This is a genomic window from Amycolatopsis sp. NPDC003731 (assembly GCF_053586895.1).
Genome location: NZ_JBSFNC010000123.1, coordinates 1 through 16,118 on the forward strand (window position 1 = coordinate 1; position 16,118 = coordinate 16,118).

Sequence of the window (16,118 nt, forward strand, 5' to 3'; positions counted from 1 at the left end):
AGCCCAAACACGGCCGGAGGTGCCGGGTCAAGGCACGCTTTCCCGCCTTGACGCGGTACCACCGGCCGTAGTCACAATTGAGCTTCGGGGTGGTGGGCACCCGGAACCACCGCGTAGCTCAAATCCTTCAGCACCAGCCGCGAAGGCCGCAGATACACCCAAACCGCCCCGACGTCCCCATACAGGTACTCCCGGAACCGCGGATCCCACCCCGACTCGTCGACTCCCAGGTACCGCACCAGCTTCCGCCGCCCACGAGCCACGTCGAACGGCCGCACCTCCGCCTCACCACGAGCCAGGACCTGCAGGACCACCCCGGTCTCGAGCTCGCAGACATCCACCGTCAAAGCGATCCGCGACTTCGCACGGACGAGCGCCGGCAGCCGGGACCACGGCCCGCTCAGGATCCAGAACGCGTCGTCCTCCCACAGGTACCACGTGGGCCGGACCGTCGGCCCGTCCGTCGCCACCCGCGCCGTCAGCGGCCGGGCCAGGAAGTCGTCGATCACAGGACCAGCAACGTCTTTCCCACCGTCGCGCGGGACTCGATCGCCGCGTGGGCGTCCGCCGCCTTCTCCAGGGGGAAGCGCTGGCCGATCACCGGCACCAGGCTCCCCTCGGCCGCCGCCGCCAACGCCGATTCCGTGAACGCCCGCAGCTCCGCCGGCGACCCGATCGACCGCACCAGCGAAACTCGCCGGGCCGCAGCGTCCTCTTCGGACACTTCGGCCCACGACCCGCCCGCCAGCCCGTACACCGCCATCCGGCCGCCCGGGCGCAGGAGCCCGAACGCCGCTGTGCCGATCGGCCCGCCCACTCCGTCGAACACGACGTCCACCGGGCCTGCCGCGGACGTCCAGTCCGGCCGCAGGTAGTCGACGACCGAAGAAGCGCCGCGCACCCGAGCCACCTTCGCCGGGCCGCCCGCCGCGCCGATCACCGTCGCTCCCGCCGCCTTCGCCAGCTGGACCAGCAAGCCGCCGACGCCGCCCGCCGCCGCCTCCACCAGGACCCGGTCACCCGGGCGCACGCCGGTCGCCCTCACCAAGCCGGTCGCCGTCCGGCCGTCCGCCAGGAGCGCCACCGCCGCGTCGAGGGACAGCGCGTTGGGCACCTCGAACACCGCCGCCGCGTCCACCGCGACGCGCTCGGCGTAGCCGCCCGAGCCACCCGTCGCCGTCACCACCCGTTGCCCGGCCAGCCCCGGGTCCACCCCCGCGCCGACCGCGCTGATCACGCCGCCGACGCCGTTGCCCGGGATCACCGGCAGCGACGCCCGGAACGGCCCCGGCGCGCCCGCCCGGAACTGCGTCTCGACGAACGTCGTGTTGGCGAAGGCCACCTCCACCAGCACCTGGCCCGGCCCGGGCACCGGATCCGGCGCCTCCCCCGGGACGAGCACTTCCGGGCCACCGAACTCTCTCAACCACACCGCACGCATGCCGCAACGGTGCAACTTCAAGTGAAGTCGAGGTCAAGGAGCTTGTTCCGGGAGAACCACGAATGCCGCCGAGAATTGTCCGGACAGCACGATGACACCGCCGTCCGGGTGGCTCACCGTGAGTGGCAGCACCAACCGATTCCGGACGCTGACCGACCCAGGAGGCCGACCATGCGTATCGCCGTTCCCCGTGAGATCAAGAAGCACGAATACCGGGTCGCGCTGACCCCGGCCGGGGTGCACGAGCTGGTCGGGCGTGGGCACGACGTCTTCGTCGAGACCGCCGCCGGAGTGGGTTCGTCGATCACCGACGAGGAGTACGTCGCCGCCGGCGCGAAGATCCTCGCCACCGCCGACGAGACCTGGGCCGAGGGCGAGCTCGTCCTCAAGGTCAAGGAGCCCATCGCCGAGGAGTACGGCCGGCTCCGCCGCGACCAGGTCCTCTTCACCTACCTGCACATCGCGGCCGACCGGCCGTTGACCGACGCGCTGCTCGCCGCCGGCACCACCGCGATCGCCTACGAGACGGTGCAGACCGCCTCCGGCGCCCTTCCGCTGCTCGCCCCGATGTCCGAGGTCGCCGGCCGGCTCGCCCCGCAGGTCGGCGCGTTCTCCCTGATGAAGCCCAGTGGCGGCCGCGGTGTGCTGCCCGGCGGCATCCCCGGCGTCCACCCGGCGCGCGTCGTCGTCATCGGCGGCGGTGTCGCGGGCCTGAACGCCGCCCGCGTCGCGCTCGGCCTCGGCTCCGACGTCGAGATCCTCGACACCAACGTCGACCGCCTCCGCCAGATCGACAACGACTTCGGTGGCCGCATCCGCACGGTGACGTCGAACCGGCTTTCGGTCGAGGAGTCCGTGCTGCAGGCCGACCTGGTCATCGGCGCGGTGCTCGTCCCCGGCGCGAAGGCGCCGAAGCTGGTCTCGAACGAGCTCGTCGCCCGGATGAAGCCGGGCAGCGTGCTGGTCGACATCGCGATCGACCAGGGCGGTTGCTTCGCCGACTCGCGCCCGACCACGCACGACGACCCGACCTACACCGTGCACGAGTCCGTCTTCTACTGCGTCGCGAACATGCCGGGGGCGGTGCCCCGGACGTCGACCTACGGCCTCACCAACGTCACGCTGCCCTATGCGGTCCAGCTGGCCGAGCACGGCTGGAAGGCCGCGTTGCAGGCCGACGCCGCGCTGGCCAAGGGCCTCAACACGCACGACGGTGCCCTGACCAACGGCCCGGTCGCGGTGGCCCACGACCTGCCGCACACGCCACTGGACACCGTTCTCGCCTGAGCTGCTCCGCCCGAGCGGGCTCCTGTCGCACCGCGGCAGGGGCCCGCTCCCCTTTCCGCGGCCGCCGCCGTCCGAACGCGGTGGAGCGCCGGAAGTCAGGCTGCCGCGGTCACCACGTGGTAGCCGGCGCCGCGGACGGTCCGGATGGTTTCCGCGCCGAAGGGGACGTCGATCTTGCGCCGCAGCGCGCTGACGTGCACTTCCACCAGGTTGGCGGTGGCGGAGGCGGCGAAGTCCCAGAGGTTGTCGAGCAGTTCGGCTTTGGTGACGACCTGCCCGGGCCGTTGCATGAGGTAGGCGAGGAGGGCGAACTCCTTGCTGGTGAGCGTGATGTCGGTGGTGCCGCGCCGGCAGGTCCGCCCGGCCTGGTCGAGCTCGAGGTCCCCGAGTTTGAGAACGCCGGGCCGGGTGGCGCCGCCACGCCGGATGAGCGCGCGCAGCCGGGAAAGCAGGACGCCGTAGGAGAAGGGCTTGGGCAGGAAGTCATCGGCCCCGGTGTCGAGGGCCTCGATCTCGTCGTCCTCGCCGTCCTTGGCGGTGAGCATCAGGATCGGGGTGCTGTTCCCCTGGTCCCGAAGCCGCCGGCAGACGCGGTACCCGTTGAGCCCGGGCAGCATGATGTCGAGGACGATGGCGGCATAGGGGTGCTCACCGGCGTGCCAGAGGGCATCCCGCCCGTTGTGGGCAACATCGACGGCGTACCCCTCGGCACTCAGCCCGGCCCGCAACGCCTCGGCAAGCCGCCGTTCGTCTTCAACGAGCAAGATCCGCACCGCGCAACGATGCCACAGCCCCAGCACGGGGCTGGCTTCACGCCCAACCCAGCCAAGGTCCGGCAGGGCTGGAAGCCGGGCGGAGGCACCGTGGGGGGTCCGGGGGGCTCGGCCCCCCGGGTAATACGACGAAGTCGACATGAGCGGCGAAGCCGCGAAGAAGGAGACGAAGGGGCGACCCGCTCAACCAGCCTGGGGGTCACTGGGAGCGGGCCGCCGGTACCTAGCTTAGAGGGGTTTGGCGGACTTGGCTGCACCGGGTCGGCAAGTCGCACGAATTCTTTACCAAGTTGATCGCCGGGAGAGCACGAATCCTCTGGTCAGTGCCACTGGAGACCGGATCGGCCGGTAGCGGAAAGTGACGAAGGTCGCTCTCGGGCGTTCCGTGCGCGCGAGCGTCGCCGGTAGGGCAGGATGACGCCGCATCAGCGGGGAACGTTAGGGGACGGTATGCACGACGGCAGTGGCCGGATTGTGGTGCAGAACCTGAGCAAGCGGTTCGGCGCAGTGAACGCCGTGCAGAACCTGAGCTTCACGGTCGAACCTGGTTCGGTGACGGGGTTCCTGGGTCCGAACGGCGCGGGTAAGACGACGACGTTGCGCATGTTGCTCGGGTTGGTGACACCCACTTCGGGGATGGCGACGATCAACGGGCGGCCGCATTCGCAGCTGGGGAATCCGGCGCGGGTGGTGGGCTCGGTGCTGGAGAACGAGGGGTTCCACCCGGGCCGGACGGCGCGCAACCACCTTCGGGTGTACGCCGCGGCCATCGGGGTGCCGGATCGGCGTGCGGACGAGGTGCTCGGCCTGGTGGGCCTGGGCAGTGCCGCGGACCGGAAGGCGGGCGGGTTCTCGCTGGGCATGCGGCAGCGGCTGGCGCTGGCGACGGCGCTCCTGGGTGATCCGCAGGTGCTGGTGCTGGACGAGCCGACGAACGGTCTCGATCCCGAGGGCATTCTGTGGTTGCGCAACTTCCTGCGTTCGTACGCGCGGGAGCAGCGGCGGACGGTCCTGGTTTCGAGTCACCTGCTGAACGAGGTCGAGCAGCTGATCGACCAGGTCGTCATCATCAGCCAGGGTGTCACGCGTTATTACGGCCCGCTGGAGCAGCTGCGCAAGAGCCAGCAGTCGCGGGTGCTGGTGCAGCCGGCGGATCCGTCGGGGTTGGTGAAGGTGTTGCAGGACAACGGCATCGTCGGGGTTTCGCCGACGCCGGACGGCCGGGTGGCGGTCGCCGGGTCGAGTGTCCAGCAGATCGGCGACATCGCCGCGAAGGCGGGGATCGCCGTCTACGGGATGCAGGAGGAGCACGCCGATCTGGAGCGGATGTTCTTCCAGTTGACGCAGGGTCAGTACACCGGCGCGCCGGGCCAGCCGCCGCCGGGTTACCCGCCGCAGCCGCAGTACCAGGGCCCGCCGCCCGGTTATCCGCCGCAGCAGCACTACCAGCAGGGCCCGCCGTCGGGCCCGCAGCAGCAACAGCAGCAGTACTGGGGAGGACCGCAGCAGTGATGGGCAACCTGATCAAGGCGGAGTTCCGCAAGACGCTCTCGCTGAACACGTGGTGGGTGCTGCTGATCCCGCTGGTGCTGGTCGCGTTCTGGATGACCTTCGCGTGGGGCAGCCTCACGAACGATTTCGCGGACTTCCTGGGCAGTAAGGACGCCCGGCAGGTCAGCGAGATGATCGGCCTCGACCCGAGCAAGATCCCGGTGGGGCTGCTGGCGCTGGCGCACGGGGTGAACATCGCGCAGCTCGTCCCGGCGTTGTTCGGCGTCTTCGCGCTGGCCGGGGAGTACCGCAACAAGACGATCACGACGACCTTCCTCACCGCGCCGAACCGGGTTTCGGCGCTGACCGCGAAGATGCTCACCTACCTCGTGTGGGGCGCTCTCTACGGTTTGATCAGCTTCGGCGTTTCGGCGCTCGCGGTGATGGCGTCGGTGGACTCGGGCCGCTGGCCGTCGGCGGGTCAGTGGCTGGCCGCGCTCGGCGGGTCGGTGCTGGCCGGGGCGCTGGTGACGTTGTTCGGCATCGGGTTCGGCGCGGTGCTGCGCAGCGTGCCGCTGGCCGTCGTGCTGCTCATGGTGTGGTTCCTGATCCTGGAAAACGTCGTGGTGATCGTGTTCTGGGCCTGGCTGGACATCGACATCCTGGGCGGGATCCTGCCGAACGGCACCGCGAACGGGATCGTCGGCGGCATCGCGGCGGACGCCTTCGGGTTCAACTCGCTCGCCCTGCCGGCCAGCGTGGACTCCGGTTCGCAGCTGGTGCTCCAGCTGACGGCGGGGGCGCCCGGTGTGCTCTCGTGGTGGGCGTCGGCGCTGATCTTCCTCGCGTGGACGATGCTCTTCTTCGGCCTCGGCTGGGCGGGCAACCAGAAGCGCGACATCACGTAGTCCGGCTGTTCGCGAAGGCCACCTCGAGCTGCTCGAGGTGGCCTTCGCGGCGTTCGGGGAAATATTTTGTCGGTGGTGGCGCTTACTGTCACAACGTGACCGTTGCTCCGCCTCGCTCCCGTCAAGAGCTCCCACCCGCCGAGACGGCCGGCTGGATCCGCCGGCTGTCCGCCGCGGCGTGGGAGCACCGCGTGCTCGTCGTGCTGTCGCTGCTGGCCGCCGCCTTCGGCGTCGGCGTGCAGGCCGTGAGCCCGTTGCTGGTGCGCACGGCGGTGGACGACGCGGTGGCCGGGCAGACCGGCGGGCTGCCCGGGATCGCCGGGTTCCTGGTGGCGCTGCAGCTGGTCGCCTTCGGCACCGCGTTCGCGCGCCGCTACCTCGGCGGGAAGCTCGCGCTCGACGTGCAGCACGATCTGCGCCAGCGGGTCTTCAACGCCGTTTCGCGGCTGGACGGCGGCAAGCAGGACGCGCTGCGCACCGGCCAGGTCGCCTCGCGCGCGATCTCGGACCTGCAGCTGGTGACCGGGATCCTGATGCAGGTCCCGCTGTCGTTCGGCTCGGTGGTCTTCGCGCTGCTGTCGTTCGTCGCGATGCTGTGGCTGTCCCCGGTGCTGACGCTGATCGCGCTGGTCGTCACGCCGGCGGTCGGCATCATCGTGGCGCGCAGCCGCAAGCGGCTCTTCCCGGCCACCTGGTCGGCGCAGCAGCGCGCGGCGGATGTCGCGCAGCAGGTCGAGGAGACCGTCACCGGCGTCCGGGTGGTCAAGGGTTTCGGCCAGGAGACGCGGGAGGTCTCGAAGCTGGAAGCGACCGCGCGGAAGCTGTTCGGGGAGCGGCTGCGCGCGGCGAAACTGTCGGCGGTCCCGACGGCGACCACCGCCGCGCTGCCGGCCGCCGGCCAGGTCGCCGTGCTCGGCATCGGCGGCGTCCTCGCGCTGAACGGGTCCATCACGCTCGGCACGTTCCTGGCCTTCGCCACCTACCTCGCGACGCTGATCGGGCCGGCCCGGATGCTGTCCGGCCTGGTCGTGCAGGCGCAGCTGACCCGGGCCGGCGCCGAGCGGGTGTACGAGCTGATCGACGCGCAGCCGGAGGTCGTCGACGCGCCGGACGCGCGGCCGCTGCCGGAGGGGCCGCTGGGCGTGGAGCTCGAGGGCGTCCGCTTCGGCTACACGCGCACCGAACCGGTGCTGGACGGCCTGTCGGTCACCGCGAACCCGGGCGAGACCCTCGCGCTGGTCGGCACCGCCGGTTCCGGGAAGTCGACGATTTCGCTGCTGCTGCCCCGGTTCTACGACGTGCACGAGGGCTCGGTGCGGGTCGGCGGCCTCGACGTCCGGGACGTCCCGCTACGGCAGCTGCGGCAGGCGATCGGCGTGGTGTTCGAGGAGGCGTTCCTGTTCTCCTCGTCGATCCGGGACAACATCGCCTACGGCCGTCCGGACGCCACCGACGAGGAGGTCTTCGCGGCGGCCAGGGCCGCGGAGGCGGACGGCTTCATCCGCGCGCTGCCGGACGGCTACGAGACGCTGGTCGGCGAACGCGGGCTGACGCTCTCGGGCGGGCAGCGGCAGCGGCTGGGGCTCGCCAGGGCACTGATCACCGACCCGCGGATCCTCGTCCTCGACGACGCGACCTCGGCGATCGACACGGTCACCGAGGCGGCCATCTACGACACCCTCCGATCGGTCACCGCGGCCCGGACCACCCTGCTGATCGCGCACCGGCGGTCCACCCTGGCGCTGGCGGACCGGATCGCGGTGCTGGACGAGGGCCGCGTCGTCGACGTCGGCACCGAGGCCGAGCTGATGGCGCGCTGCCCGCTGTTCCGCGAGCTGGTGGCGGGCCCGGGCGACGACGTCGAGGAGAAGCACCGCTGCGAGAGCCTGGACTCCGGCCGGGACGGCGTCACGCCGTCGCTGTGGCCGCGTGACGAGAGCCGCGACGAGGTCGACGAGCTGGCCGAAGCCGCGCGGATGCGCAGCGGCGACCCGAACAGCAGCGGGTTCGTCGGCGGGGGCGGCGGCCTCGACGTCCCGCCGACGCCGGAGCTGATCGAGGGCGTGCGCAGGCTGCCGCCGGCCGTCGACGAGCCGCGCCTGCCCGGCGTGGACGTCACCGCGCCCGACCCGAAGTTCCGGCTGGCCGGGCTGCTGCGGCCGGTCCGCTGGCCCCTGGCCGTGGTGATCGCGCTGGTGGCGGCGGACGCGCTGGCGTCGATCGCGCTGCCGGGGCTATACCAGTTCGGCGTCGACCACGGCGTGCGCACCGGGGTCGAGTGGGTGATCTGGCTCGCCGCCGGGATCGGCGCCGTGGTGATCGCGGCCGACTGGCTGGTGGTCTTCGCGCAGACGCGGCTGACGTCCCGGGTGGGCGAGACGGTGCTGTACGCGCTGCGCGTCCGCAGCTACGCGCACCTGCAGCGGCTCGGGCTCGACTACTACGAGCGGGAGCTGTCCGGGAAGATCATGACCCGGATGACGACGGACGTCGATGCGCTCTCGACGTTCCTGCAGACCGGCCTGGCCACCGCGGTGGTGAGCGCGCTGACGCTGGCCGGGATCACGGCCGCGCTGCTGGTCACCGACGCCGGCCTGGCGCTGTACGCGCTGGCGATGGTGCCGGTGCTGGCGGTGGCCACGGTGATCTTCCGGCGGTCGGCGTCGAAGGCGTACAACGAGGCCCGCGAGCGGGTCAGCGTCGTGAACGCGGACATGCAGGAGAACGTGAGCGGGCTGCGCGTGGCGCAGGCGTACACGCGTGAAGACCGCTCCGCGGAGGCGTTCGCTTCGCGCAGCGACGAGTACCGGCGCTCGCGGCTGCGGGCCCAGCGGTACGTGGCGACGTACTTCCCGCTGGTGGCGCTGCTGTCGGACCTGGCGACCACGACGGTGCTGGTGGTCGGCGCGAACCGCGTCTCGGCGGGCACGCTGTCGGCCGGTGTGCTGCTCGCGTTCCTGCTGTACCTGCAGCAGTTCTTCTCGCCGATCCAGCAGCTGTCGGCGGTGTTCGACGGCTACCAGCAGGCGAGCGTCGGCCTGAACCGCATCGGCGACCTGCTGCGGACGCCGACGTCGGTGCCGGCGGCGGAGCACCCGGTCACGGTGCCGGAGCGGCTGCGCGGCGAAGTCTCGTTCAAGGAGGTCGGGTTCTCCTACGCCGGCGCGGAGTCCCCGGCGCTGGCGGAGTTCTCGCTGGACGTCGCGGCGGGCGAGACGATCGCGCTGGTCGGCGCGACCGGCGCGGGCAAGTCGACGGCGGTCAAGCTGGTGGCCCGCTACTACGACGTCACCGGCGGCGAGGTCCGGATCGACGGCACGGACGTCCGCGAGTACGAGCTGGCCGGCCTGCGCCGCCGGATGGGCGTGGTGCCCCAGGAGGCCCACCTGTTCTCGGGCACGGTCGCGGACAACGTCCGCTACGGCCGCCCGTCGGCCACGGACGCGGAGGTCGAGGCGGCGGTCCGCGCGGTCGGAGCGCTGGACGGCGTCGCGGCCCTGCCGGCGGGCTTCCTGCAGCCGGTGGGCGAGCGCGGCCGCTCCCTGTCGGCGGGCCAGCGCCAGCTGGTGGCCCTGGCCCGGGCGGAACTGGTGGACCCGGACGTCCTGCTCCTCGACGAAGCCACCGCGGCCCTCGACCCCTCGACCGAGGCGGCGGTCCTCCGAGCGACGGAGACGGTCGCCCGCCGCCGCACCACCTTCGTGGTCGCCCACCGCCTCGCCACAGCCGCCCGAGCAGACCGCATCGTGGTCCTCGACCACGGCCGGATCGTCGAAACCGGAACCCACGCCGAGCTCCTGGCCGCCAACGGCCCCTACGCCCGCCTCTGGTCCCTCGGCTGACCGTGCGGAAAGGGTCGACACGCGTGATCCGGAAGTCGACACGCGTGATTGAGGAGTCGACACGCCGGAAAGCGCGGGCTACGCCGTGTCGACCCTCCAATCACGCGAGTTGACCCTCCAATCACGCGTGTCGACCCTCCAGTCACGGGTGATGCCTCCTTGCGCACGAAAGTTCGTGGCCGGGGCGGGCCGGCGCTGGGAGCATGGCGGGCATGTTCGAAGAGAAGCGGGTCCCCGACCGGCAGATCCGGGCCGCGCAGACCGACACGACCGTGCGGGTCTACCGGTCGTGCCCGCCCGCCGTCGCCGATGCCGCGCTCGAGAAGCAGACCCTCGGGGAGGGTGGGAGCGTGGCGGTCACGCCGTCGTTCCGGCTCGCGGCCCACGACAGCGACAACGGACGCAAGCCCGGCCACGAGCGCGTCCTGGCCGTCGACCTCACCCGTGACGGCTTCGAGCGCGCCCTCCAGGGGCACGTCGAGTGGGTGCCGGAGCGAGATCTCGACCACACCCCGCTGAACTTCCAGGCGATCCGGCTCGTCGGCGAGCTCGCCGGCGAGTGGATCACCGCTGTCACCGACGTCACCCCGGTCGTGCGGGACATCGCCGGTCTCCTGGCCACCGACCAGCTCCACCTGGCCGTCAAGCTCGTCCCCCACGAGCCGCCGTACGAACGGGGTTAAGGCAGCGCCCGCCACTTCAGCGAGCCCAGCCCGGCCGCCTCCACGTCGGGGCGGGACGCCCAGCGGACCGTGCCCGGCCGGACGTGGATCCCGGCCCCGACCAGCCAATCCGGCTCGTCGGGCTCGACCCAGGCCATCTCCTCGAAGTCGGCCAGCGTGGGCCAGACGGCCGAACACGAATCACACCTCAGGACCACCGTGCCGGACTCGGTGACCAGCGGCCGCACCAGGCCCTGGTCCCAGAACGACGGACATTCGACCAGCCACATCACCCCAGGAGAACCCACCGCGGTGAACGTCCGCCGCACACGGAGCGAACCCGCGCGGAAGAGCCCGGGAACGCTGTACCGGGTCCAGTGCTTAAGGTTCCCTTAGCACATCTTGATCGAGTCAGTGACCGATACCCTAGTGCGCCACGCCTCACACAGGCCGGTTCCATCACATCGCGGTCACCGAGGGGGTTAGCCTGGTAGGCGCATCAGCGGATTCAAGATCGAGATCGAGACGGATAGAGGCGAGCCCCAGCCGTGTCCAGCAGCAGCCCTGCGTCACAGTTCGGCCCCAACGAGTGGCTGGTCGAAGAGATGTACGACCAGTTCCTCGCCGACCCTTCCTCAGTCGATGCCGCATGGCACGACTTCTTCGCGGACTTCAAGCCGACGCAGAGCGCGCAGGCCAAGGCGGACACCGCCCGGCAGCAGGCCGACGCCAAGCCCGCCACCAACGGCCAGGCCGCCCAGCCGTCGCCCAAGGCCGTGCAGAACGCGGAGTCGGCGGCCAAGCAGGCCGCGCCGGCCAAGCCGGCCCCGAAGGCCGAGCCGAAGGCGGCCCCGAAGCCGGCGGCCGCGAAGGCCGAGCCCAAGGCCGAGGCGAAGAAGGAAGAGCCGGAGTCGAAGCAGCTGCGCGGCGCCGCGGCGGCCATCGCCAAGAACATGGACGCCTCGCTGAGCGTCCCCACCGCGACCAGCGTGCGCGCGGTCCCGGCGAAGCTGATGGCGGACAACCGCATCGTCATCAACAACCACCTCAAGCGCACCCGCGGCGGCAAGATCTCCTTCACGCACCTCATCGGCTACGCCATGGTGCGGGCGCTGAAGGACTACCCGAACATGAACCGGCATTACCAGCAGATCGACGGCAAGCCGTTCGCGATCACGCCGGAGCACGTCAACTTCGGGCTCGCCATCGACATGAAGGGCAAGGACGGGTCGCGCAACCTCGTCGTGGCCTCGGTCAAGAACGTCGAGGACATGACGTTCCTGCAGTTCTGGCAGGCGTACGAGGAGATCGTCAAGAAGGCCCGCAACAACAAGCTGACCGCCGACGACTTCTCCGGCACCACCATCTCGCTGACCAACCCGGGCGGCATCGGCACCAACCACTCGGTGCCGCGCCTGCAGGCCGGCCAGGGCGCCATCATCGGCGTCGGCGCCATGCAGTACCCGGCCGCCTTCGAGGGCACCAGCGAGAAGACCCTGGTCGACCTCGGCATCAGCAAGATCATGACGCTGACCTCGACCTACGACCACCGCATCATCCAGGGCGCGGAGTCGGGCGAGTTCCTCAAGCGCATCCACCAGCTGCTGCTCGGCGAAGACGGCTTCTACGACGACGTCTTCACCAGCCTGCGCCTGCCGTACGAGCCGATCCGCTGGGTCGCCGACATCCCGGACGGCCCGGTCGACAAGACCGCCCGCGTGATCGAGCTGATCGACGCGTTCCGGATGCGCGGCCACCTGATGGCCGACACCGACCCGCTGAACTACCGCCAGCGCAGCCACGCCGACCTGGACGTCCTCTCCCACAACCTGACCCTGTGGGACCTCGACCGCGAATTCCCGGTCGGCGGCTTCGCCGGCCAGGAGCGGATGAAGCTGCGCGACATCCTGGGCGTGCTGCGCAACTCGTACTGCCGCACGGTCGGCATCGAGTACACCCACATCCTCGACCCCGAGGAGCGCCGCTGGATCCAGGAGCGCGTCGAGATCCCGCACGAGAAGCCGGACCCCGCGGTCCAGAAGTACGTGCTCTCGAAGCTGAACGCCGCCGAGGCGTTCGAGACGTTCCTGCAGACCAAGTACGTCGGCCAGAAGCGGTTCTCGCTCGAGGGCGGCGAGACGGCGATCCCGCTGCTGGACACGCTGCTGGACAAGGCCGCCGAGCACGAGCTCGACGAGGTCGTCATCGGCATGCCGCACCGCGGCCGGCTGAACGTGCTGGCCAACATCGTCGGCAAGCCGATCAGCCAGATCTTCCAGGAGTTCGAGGGCAACCTCGACCCGGGCCAGGCGCACGGTTCCGGTGACGTGAAGTACCACCTCGGCGCCGAGGGCAAGTACTTCCGGATGTTCGGCGACGGCGAGACGAAGGTGTCGCTGACCGCGAACCCGTCCCACCTGGAGACCGTCGACCCGGTCCTCGAGGGCATCGTCCGCGCGAAGCAGGACATCCTCGACAAGGGCGGCGAGGGCTACACCGTCCTGCCGGTTCTGATGCACGGCGACGCGGCCTTCGCGGGCCAGGGCGTGGTGGCCGAGACGCTGAACCTGGCGCTGCTGCGCGGGTACCGCACCGGCGGCACCGTGCACGTCATCGTCAACAACCAGGTCGGCTTCACGACCGCGCCGGAGCACTCTCGCTCGAGCCAATACGCCACCGACGTCGCGAAGATGATCGGCTCGCCGATCTTCCACGTGAACGGCGACGACCCCGAAGCCGCGCACTGGGTGGCCAAGCTGGCCGTCGAGTACCGGCAGGCGTTCCACAAGGACGTCGTCATCGACCTCATCTGCTACCGCCGCCGCGGGCACAACGAGGGCGACGACCCGTCGATGACGCAGCCGGCGATGTACGACATCATCGACACCAAGCGCTCGGTCCGGAAGACCTACACCGAGTCGCTGATCGGCCGCGGCGACATCTCCGTCGAGGAGGCCGAGGCCGCGCTGCGCGACTTCTCGAGCCAGCTGGAGCACGTCTTCAACGAGGTCCGCGAGCTGGAGAAGCACCCCGCGAAGGCCAGCCCCTCCGTCGAGGAGGAGCAGCAGGTGCCGGCCAAGGTCAAGACGTCGGTCTCGAGCGAGGTCATCGAGCGCATCGGCGACGCGTTCGTCCAGGTGCCCGAGGGCTTCACGCCGCACCCGCGCGTCAAGCCGGTGATGGAGCGCCGTCACAAGATGTCCCGCGAGGGCGACATCGACTGGGCGTTCGGCGAGCTGCTGGCGTTCGGGTCGCTGGCGATGGAAGGCCGGCTGGTCCGGCTGTCCGGCCAGGACTCGCGGCGCGGCACGTTCACCCAGCGGCACTCGGTCTTCATCGACCGCAAGACCGGCCAGGAGTACGCGCCGCTGCAGAACCTGGCCGACGGTCAGGGCCGCGTGATGATCTACGACTCGGCGCTGTCGGAGTACGCGGCCGTCGGCTTCGAGTACGGCTACTCGGTGGCGAACTCCGAGGCGCTGGTGATGTGGGAAGCGCAGTTCGGTGACTTCGTCAACGGCGCGCAGACGGTCATCGACGAGTACATCTCCTCGGGCGAGGCCAAGTGGGGCCAGCGCTCGGACGTCGTGCTGCTGCTGCCGCACGGCCACGAGGGCCAGGGCCCGGACCACACGTCCGGCCGCATCGAGCGCTTCCTCTCGCTGTGCGCCGAGGGCTCGATGACGGTGGCGGTCCCGTCCACCCCGGCGAACTACTTCCACCTGCTGCGCCGCCACGCACTCGACGGCATCCAGCGGCCGCTGGTCGTCTTCACGCCGAAGTCGATGCTGCGCAACAAGGCCGCGACGTCGGCGGTCGAGGACTTCACCGGCGAAAGCCGCTTCATGTCCGTCATCGACGACGTCACGCCGGACCCGTCGAAGATCCGCAAGGTGCTGCTGACCTCCGGGAAGCTGTACTGGGAGCTGGTGGCGGAGCGGGCGAAGCGCGAGGCCGACGACGTCGCGATCGTGCGGATCGAGCAGTACTACCCGCTGCCGAAGAAGAAGCTGCTGGCGGCGCTGGAGCGGTACACGAACGCGACGCAGGTCGCGTGGGTCCAGGAGGAGCCGGAGAACCAGGGTGCGTGGCCGTTCTTCGGCCTGAACCTGCCCCGGAAGTTCCCGGAGGTCCTCTCGGGCCTGCAAGTCGTGTCGCGCCGTCCGATGGCGGCGCCGTCGGCGGGTTCGTCGAAGGTGCACGAGGTCGAGCAGAAGGCGCTGATCGCGAAGGCGTTCGACTGAGTTTTCCCGGAACAGGCCTCCTCACGGTTCGCCGTGGGGAGGCCTGTTTTCATTCGAGAGACTCCGATGCCGCCTTGGCCAGGTTGTGCGCGTTGCGGCGGCACCGTTCGATGTTCCGGTCGCTGGTGTCGGCGGCGGTGACGACCACGGTCACGTCGACGTTGCCCTGGTAGAACCGCACGCCGCACTGCAGGGGGCCGCTCTGGTCGTAGTCGACGTCGGCCGCTTTGGTCGCCTTCCCGATCTGCTCGGTGATCGGCTTCGCGCCGCGGTCCACTTCGATCTCGTAGCCCGCCTTCGCGTACCCGGGGCCCTCCCCGGAACCGGGCTGGGTCGACTTGGCCAGGAACATCGAGAGCGTGCCGGACGACGACCCGGACTTCATCCACGAGCAGCTGAGCTGGGAGAGCTGGATCTTGTCGTCCGAGGTGCTGGCGGGCTCGGCCGGGCTGTCGCTGGTGAGCGGCGGCAGGTTGTCCATCCGGCTCCCGACCTCGCTGCACCGGGGCAGCGAGCGGTACTTGTCGGCTTCGCCGGCCGGAGCGGTCGAGGACGGCGCGGCCACGGACGGCTTGTCGGCGGTGAGCAGGAAGAAGGCCCCGACCCCCGCCCCGGCCAGCACGAGCACGCCGACGACCACCAGCACGACGATCAGCGCGGTCTTCCCCCCGGACTTGGGCGGCGGGTAGCCGGGCGGCTGTGGCTGGTAGGGCTGGTACTGCGGATACGGGTATTGAGGTCCTTGCTGCACGAATCGGACACTAGGCCATCCGCGCGGGGCGAGCAGGCCGTTCACCCGAAATCGTCAGCCCGCGGGTACCTCGGCCGCCGAGGTGCTCAGCGCTGGTCGGCGCAGCGGTCGATCTCCCCGCTAGCGTTGAGTCGGGGCCTGCTCAGCACCTGCCCGAAACCCGATTGCCGTCCGTCCCCGGCGCGGGCAAGGTGGCGATCATGCTGATCCGTCGCGAGACGCTTGCCGATCAGGCGGCGATCCACGCAGTCCACAGCGAAGCCTTCCGGCGCGAACCCGGCGTCACCCCGGTCGAGGCGCCTCTCGTCGACGAACTCCGCGCCGATGGCGACCTGATCGACGCCCTCTCGCTCGTGGCCATCCGGGACAACACCGTCGTCGGGCACGTCTGCTGCAGCCGGGCCCGCCTCGGCGACGACACCGAAGCCGCCGTCGGGCTCGGGCCACTCGGTGTGCTGCCGGCGCACCAAGCCGCCGGTGTCGGCTCCGCGCTGGTGCACGCCGTCGTCGGCGCGGCGGACGCCCTCGGCCACGGCCTGGTCGTCCTGCTCGGCAACCCGGCCTACTACTCGCGGTTCGGCTTCGTCACGGCGTCCGATCTGTCGATCACCGCCTCGGATCCGCAGTGGGGCGAGCACTTCCAGGCGCGGACGCTGGCCGCGTACGAACCCACCCAGGCGGGCGCCTTCGAGTACGCGCCCGCGTTCTCCCGGATCTGA

At 70.6% G+C, this 16,118-nt stretch carries 12 protein-coding genes; 7 read left to right on the top strand and 5 right to left on the bottom strand.

Going from position 1 to position 16,118, the window contains the following annotated elements:
- Positions 1 to 71 precede the first annotated feature (71 nt).
- Together ACWDN5_RS35440 and ACWDN5_RS35445 are read right to left on the bottom strand one after the other, a co-directional pair.
- The gene (locus ACWDN5_RS35440) at positions 72 to 509 is read right to left on the bottom strand and encodes a pyridoxamine 5'-phosphate oxidase family protein (protein ID WP_449679347.1); all 438 of its coding nucleotides are present in this window, start codon (positions 507 to 509) and stop codon (positions 72 to 74) included.
- Positions 506 to 1,441 carry a zinc-binding dehydrogenase gene (locus ACWDN5_RS35445; RefSeq protein WP_449679348.1) on the bottom strand — a complete coding sequence of 312 codons (936 nt, stop codon included), beginning with the start codon at positions 1,439 to 1,441 and terminating at the stop codon, positions 506 to 508. Before ACWDN5_RS35445 ends, ACWDN5_RS35440 begins: the two co-directional genes overlap by 4 nt.
- Before the next feature lie 171 nt (positions 1,442 to 1,612).
- On the opposite strand from ACWDN5_RS35445, the gene ald reads away from it, so the two are divergent.
- Positions 1,613 to 2,728: an alanine dehydrogenase gene (gene ald / locus ACWDN5_RS35450; protein ID WP_310973373.1), complete on the top strand. Its 1,116-nt coding sequence runs from the start codon at positions 1,613 to 1,615 to the stop codon at positions 2,726 to 2,728.
- A 95-nt stretch (positions 2,729 to 2,823) separates the two neighbouring features.
- On the opposite strand, the gene ACWDN5_RS35455 is transcribed toward ald, so the two are convergent.
- Entirely contained in the window at positions 2,824 to 3,501 is a 678-nt protein-coding gene (locus tag ACWDN5_RS35455) for a response regulator transcription factor (protein WP_310973374.1), read from the bottom strand.
- A gap of 450 nt (positions 3,502 to 3,951) precedes the next feature.
- Between ACWDN5_RS35455 and ACWDN5_RS35460 the strand changes: the two genes are divergently transcribed.
- From ACWDN5_RS35460 to ACWDN5_RS35475, 4 genes are all read left to right on the top strand, one after another.
- The gene (locus tag ACWDN5_RS35460) at positions 3,952 to 5,013 is read left to right on the top strand and encodes an ABC transporter ATP-binding protein (RefSeq protein ID WP_449679349.1); all 1,062 of its coding nucleotides are present in this window, start codon (positions 3,952 to 3,954) and stop codon (positions 5,011 to 5,013) included.
- Complete coding sequence (locus ACWDN5_RS35465) at positions 5,013 to 5,900, top strand: ABC transporter permease subunit (RefSeq protein WP_310973376.1); 888 nt, start codon at positions 5,013 to 5,015, stop codon at positions 5,898 to 5,900. Before ACWDN5_RS35460 ends, ACWDN5_RS35465 begins: the two co-directional genes overlap by 1 nt.
- Positions 5,901 to 5,995: 95 nt before the next feature.
- Positions 5,996 to 9,742, top strand: coding sequence for an ABC transporter ATP-binding protein (locus ACWDN5_RS35470; protein ID WP_449679350.1), 3,747 nt, complete (start codon positions 5,996 to 5,998; stop codon positions 9,740 to 9,742).
- A 212-nt stretch (positions 9,743 to 9,954) separates the two neighbouring features.
- Positions 9,955 to 10,425 (top strand): DUF4291 family protein, encoded by a 471-nt coding sequence (locus ACWDN5_RS35475; RefSeq protein WP_449679351.1) that lies wholly within the window; start codon positions 9,955 to 9,957, stop codon positions 10,423 to 10,425.
- Here ACWDN5_RS35475 and ACWDN5_RS35480 read toward each other — a convergent pair.
- The gene (locus tag ACWDN5_RS35480; RefSeq protein ID WP_449679352.1) at positions 10,422 to 10,712 is read right to left on the bottom strand and encodes a hypothetical protein; all 291 of its coding nucleotides are present in this window, start codon (positions 10,710 to 10,712) and stop codon (positions 10,422 to 10,424) included. The two genes, ACWDN5_RS35475 and ACWDN5_RS35480, sit on opposite strands and share 4 nt — an antisense overlap.
- A 240-nt stretch (positions 10,713 to 10,952) precedes the next feature.
- On the opposite strand from ACWDN5_RS35480, the gene ACWDN5_RS35485 reads away from it, so the two are divergent.
- Positions 10,953 to 14,648: a multifunctional oxoglutarate decarboxylase/oxoglutarate dehydrogenase thiamine pyrophosphate-binding subunit/dihydrolipoyllysine-residue succinyltransferase subunit gene (locus ACWDN5_RS35485; RefSeq protein WP_449679353.1), complete on the top strand. Its 3,696-nt coding sequence runs from the start codon at positions 10,953 to 10,955 to the stop codon at positions 14,646 to 14,648.
- Between the two features lie 49 nt (positions 14,649 to 14,697).
- On the opposite strand, the gene ACWDN5_RS35490 is transcribed toward ACWDN5_RS35485, so the two are convergent.
- Positions 14,698 to 15,399 carry a hypothetical protein gene (locus tag ACWDN5_RS35490; protein ID WP_449679354.1) on the bottom strand — a complete coding sequence of 234 codons (702 nt, stop codon included), beginning with the start codon at positions 15,397 to 15,399 and terminating at the stop codon, positions 14,698 to 14,700.
- Between the two features lie 200 nt (positions 15,400 to 15,599).
- On the opposite strand from ACWDN5_RS35490, the gene ACWDN5_RS35495 reads away from it, so the two are divergent.
- Positions 15,600 to 16,118 (top strand): GNAT family N-acetyltransferase, encoded by a 519-nt coding sequence (locus tag ACWDN5_RS35495; RefSeq protein WP_449679355.1) that lies wholly within the window; start codon positions 15,600 to 15,602, stop codon positions 16,116 to 16,118.

What these genes read in the sequence shown, in the direction of transcription:
- ACWDN5_RS35445 (WP_449679348.1), bottom strand. Translation starts at nt 1,441, where the DNA reads ATGCGTGCGGTGTGGTTGAGAGAGTTCGGTGGCCCGGAAGTGCTCGTC.
- ald (WP_310973373.1), top strand. Translation starts at nt 1,613, where the DNA reads ATGCGTATCGCCGTTCCCCGTGAGATCAAGAAGCACGAATACCGGGTC.
- ACWDN5_RS35460 (WP_449679349.1), top strand. Translation starts at nt 3,952, where the DNA reads ATGCACGACGGCAGTGGCCGGATTGTGGTGCAGAACCTGAGCAAGCGG.
- ACWDN5_RS35465 (WP_310973376.1), top strand. Translation starts at nt 5,013, where the DNA reads ATGGGCAACCTGATCAAGGCGGAGTTCCGCAAGACGCTCTCGCTGAAC.
- ACWDN5_RS35475 (WP_449679351.1), top strand. Translation starts at nt 9,955, where the DNA reads ATGTTCGAAGAGAAGCGGGTCCCCGACCGGCAGATCCGGGCCGCGCAG.
- ACWDN5_RS35495 (WP_449679355.1), top strand. Translation starts at nt 15,600, where the DNA reads ATGCTGATCCGTCGCGAGACGCTTGCCGATCAGGCGGCGATCCACGCA.